Annotated in this window: 4 protein-coding genes; 3 read left to right on the forward strand and 1 reads right to left on the reverse strand. The window is 69.2% G+C overall.

Going from position 1 to position 3,753, the window contains the following annotated elements:
* Both E6R60_RS36315 and E6R60_RS36320 read left to right on the forward strand, forming a co-directional pair.
* On the forward strand, positions 1-212 hold a 212-nt coding region (locus E6R60_RS36315; RefSeq protein WP_206309613.1), incomplete at its 5' end, for an adenosylhomocysteinase.
* A 210-nt stretch (positions 213-422) separates the two neighbouring features.
* Entirely contained in the window at positions 423-1,034 is a 612-nt protein-coding gene (locus E6R60_RS36320; RefSeq protein ID WP_136330999.1) for a hypothetical protein, read from the forward strand.
* A gap of 40 nt (positions 1,035-1,074) precedes the next feature.
* Here the strand turns inward: E6R60_RS36320 and E6R60_RS36325 are convergent, their stop codons facing one another.
* Positions 1,075-2,016 carry an RDD family protein gene (locus E6R60_RS36325; protein ID WP_136331000.1) on the reverse strand — a complete coding sequence of 314 codons (942 nt, stop codon included), beginning with the start codon at positions 2,014-2,016 and terminating at the stop codon, positions 1,075-1,077.
* Between the two features lie 119 nt (positions 2,017-2,135).
* On the opposite strand from E6R60_RS36325, the gene E6R60_RS36330 reads away from it, so the two are divergent.
* The gene (locus E6R60_RS36330) at positions 2,136-3,143 is read left to right on the forward strand and encodes a stage II sporulation protein M (protein WP_136331001.1); all 1,008 of its coding nucleotides are present in this window, start codon (positions 2,136-2,138) and stop codon (positions 3,141-3,143) included.
* Positions 3,144-3,753: the final 610 nt, after the last annotated feature.

A 3,753-nucleotide genomic window follows, 5' to 3' on the forward strand; every position in this document is an offset into this window, starting at 1 on the left:
CGGACCAGACCCTGGCCCAGATCGAGCTGTTCACCAAGCCCGAGGAGTACCCGACCGACGTCTACGTGCTGCCCAAGCACCTCGACGAGAAGGTCGCCCGTCTCCACCTCGACGCGCTCGGCGTGAAACTCACGACGCTCCGCCCCGAGCAGGCCGCGTACATCGGTGTCGAGGTCGAGGGCCCGTACAAGTCCGACCACTACCGCTACTGAGACACCCACCTGCGGAGACCTGCCGGTGACCAGGCACCTCCCCACCGGTCGGTGAAGACCGGCCACCGGCAGACCCCCAGCGTCTGCGGACGCGCGCGCGTCCGCAGGCACGGTGGCTCAGCAGCAGCTACGAACGCAGGCCCCCGCACCCCCGTGGCGGGGGCCTGCGCCGTACCGCACCCGCACAGCCCGAGGAACCCGAAGGACCCCATGCCACGCGGCCGATATTCGCTCCACGATGTCCACGACCACACCCCCCTCGGTGAAGAACACTTCCACTGCGCCCCCGGCCCCTCCGGCTGGCGCTACGTCTCCCAGACGACCGCCCCGTCCGGCGATCACCTCGGATCCGTCGACCTCACCCTCGACGAGCTCGGCCGCCCCATCCGCCTCGAACTCCACGCCGCGAGCTGGCAGATCCGCGGCGCCGCCCTCGAAGGCGTCACCTGGGTGCGCACCGACCCGAGCGGCACCCACGCCACCGAAGGCAATGTCCGCGCCCACGCGTTCAGCGGCACGTCCCCCGCCTTCCTCGTCGCCACAGCACGGCTGCTGCGTCTCACCCCCACTTCTCCGGCCACCCGGATCCGAGTCGTCACCTTCACGGACCCGGTGCTCGCCCCCCGTACCGTCGACCAGTCCTGGGCCCTGGTGAACAGTGAAGCGCACCCCACTGACAACGGGCCGCTGATCGTGGACGCGTACCAGGTCAGCGCCCTGGACACGGGGGAGCAGCACACCGTTCACCTCGCCGGTGACGTGGTCCTCTCGGCCCCGGGCATCGAGCTCGAAGAGCTGGAGTCCCCGCCCTCGGACCGGTAGGCGGTGACGCACGGCTGAGGGCTGGGGGCACCACGCGGACCTAGGCCGGCGGCGCGAAGCCTCCGGCGGGAGGCCGCACCGCGTCCGCCCGGGTAACCGCTGCCGTGCCGTCCTGCCCGGCAGACCGGACAGGGGCCGCCTGCACGGGCGCGGGAAGAGGCGCCGGGGCGGGGTGCGCCACGGGAGCAGGGTGTGCCACGGGAGCAGGGTGCGCCACGGAAGCCGCGGCTGGTCCTCCACCGAACGCGCGGCGCGCATCACGCGCCTGCCGTTCGTTCACCACGGCGGCCAGGAACGCGGCGGCAGGCACGTCCGGCGGCGCCGGGACTCCGGTCCGGGCAGCCAGCTCTCCGGCCAGCCGCTCCGACATGCCCCGCCCCACGGCGGCGTCCAGCTGGTGCATCCGCGTCAGGTACTGCCGCACCGCAAGCCACAGATCGTCCGGAACGGCCGACAGGTCCAGGCCGGCGAACCGCCCGATCAGCCAGGGCGGCGGAGGCGGAACCGCTGCCGCTCTGCCCGCCGGCACCCGCTCCCGTACGACGAGCGTCCCCGCGAACACGTCCCCGAGCCGTCGCCCGCGCGCCGAGACCAGCGAGGCGACCGAGGCGACCGCACCGAGCGTCGCGAGGATCTCCACGACCCCCATCGCTCCGCGCACCAGCGCGTGCCGGAACCGGATGGGCCCCCCGTCGTCCCGTACCACCCGGAGTCCGCACGCGAGTTTCCCCAGCGAACGCCCGTGCGTCAGCGTCTCCACCGCGATCGGCGCGCCGACCAGGACGAGCAGGAACGTCGCGACGGTCACCGCCGCCACCGCCGCGTCGTCGAGCGAGGCCGTCGCGAGGGCCATGCCGATCGACACGAGGACGAACACGGTCCCCACCGCCGCCAGATCGATGACCAGGGCCAGCGCCCGGCTCGGCAGCTTCGCCGGCCGCAACCCCAGCACGACCGCGTCCCCGGTCACCAGCTCACTCATTGCCGCCCGCCCTTCGCCGACCATCCCTGCCCCTCGGGGCCACAGTCTGCCAAGCTGACCCGCAACGCGCCGCCGTTGTACGGACCCGTACACACCCATGCCAGGAGCAGCAGCCGACCATGGACCTCGACGTCTTCGTCAACACCCACCGCATCGACTGGGACCGTCTGGACCATCTCCTGCACCGCGGGCGCAAACTCACGGGAGCGGAGGCCGACGAACTCGTCGATCTGTACCAGCGAACGGCCACCCACCTCTCCCTCATCCAGTCCAGCGCCCCCGACCCCTTGCTCACGGCGCGCCTGACCCAGCTGGTGGCCCGGGCCCGCTCCACGGTGACGGGCACCCGCCGCGCGTCCTGGCGCGACGCCGCCCACTTCCTCACGGCAGGCTTTCCCGCCGCGGTCTACCGGTCCAGGCGCTGGTGGATACCCACCGCCGTCCTGTCCGTGCTGCTGGCGGCGATCATGGGCTGGTGGATCGGAGCCCATCCGGAGGTTCAGTCGGCGATAGCCGCGCCGGAGGACCTCCGCCGCATGACCAGCCCGGGAGGCGAGTACGAGACGTACTACTCCAGCCACCCGGCGGCCTCGTTCGCCGCCCAGGTCTGGACGAACAACGCCCAGGCCGCGGCGATGTGCCTGGTGCTCGGCGCGTTTCTCTGCGTTCCCGTGATCTGGATCCTCTTCGTCAATGTGCTCAACCTGGCGGTCGGCATCGGCCTGATGTCCTCGGCGGGCAGGCTCGACACCTTCCTCGGTCTGATCCTTCCCCACGGGCTGCTGGAACTGACGGCCGTCTTCGTCGCGGCCGGGACCGGCCTCCGCCTGGGCTGGACGGTCATCGATCCCGGCCCGCACACCCGGCGCGCAGCCCTGGCACAACAGGGCCGGGCTGCCATCGGCATGGCCATCGGGCTGGCCCTCGTGCTGTTCGTATCGGGCGTCATCGAAGGCTTCGTCACCCCCTCGGGTCTTCCGACCTGGGCGCGTATCGCCATCGGAATCGCCGCTGAGCTGGCTTTCCTCGCCTACGTCTACATCCTGGGCGGCCGGGCAGCCCGGGCCGGCGACACCGGCGACATCGCAGCAGCCGAACGAAGTGCCGAACTGCCGGTGGCCGGCTGATGTGCGTGGGGCTGCGCTGACCTGCTAGTCTCCTGCTCGCCCCGAAGACCGTTGACACGGCGGACGGGGGGAGGTAGATTTGAACAGTTGCCGGGAACTGGACAAGTTCTAGGACAACCACTAGGTTTACCTCGCTCTCACCGGAACTTCAGTTTCCGCAGAGCCACTTGATTCCCACTCTCCGAAACATGCAGCCGATCTTCTCGGCGGCATTGCTTCTGATAAAGTCGAATCAGCCGAAAGGCAAGGCCCTTTCAACGGCCACTGGAATTCAAATTCGAACCGGAAACGGAACGGACTGGATCTGGTAAGGTTGGAACCGCTGGAAAGGGAAAGCGCGAAAGCGAAGAACTGGAAAGCGAAAAATGCAAGACCCGCTTCGACCGGGAATCGGACACGAAAGAGTCTGATAGAGTCGGAAACGCAAGACCGAAGGGAAGCGCCCGGAGGAAAGCCCCAGAAGATGTTCTGCGGGTGAGTACGAAGGAAGCGTCCGTTCCTTGAGAACTCAACAGCGTGCCAAAAGTCAACGCCAGATATGTTGATACCCCGACCTGCTTCGGCAGGTTCGAGGTTCCTTTGAAAAGTCCTGGCAGACCTCTGGTCTGGT

The organism is Streptomyces sp. A0642, assembly GCF_004795105.1.
Classification (GTDB): domain Bacteria; phylum Actinomycetota; class Actinomycetes; order Streptomycetales; family Streptomycetaceae; genus Streptomyces.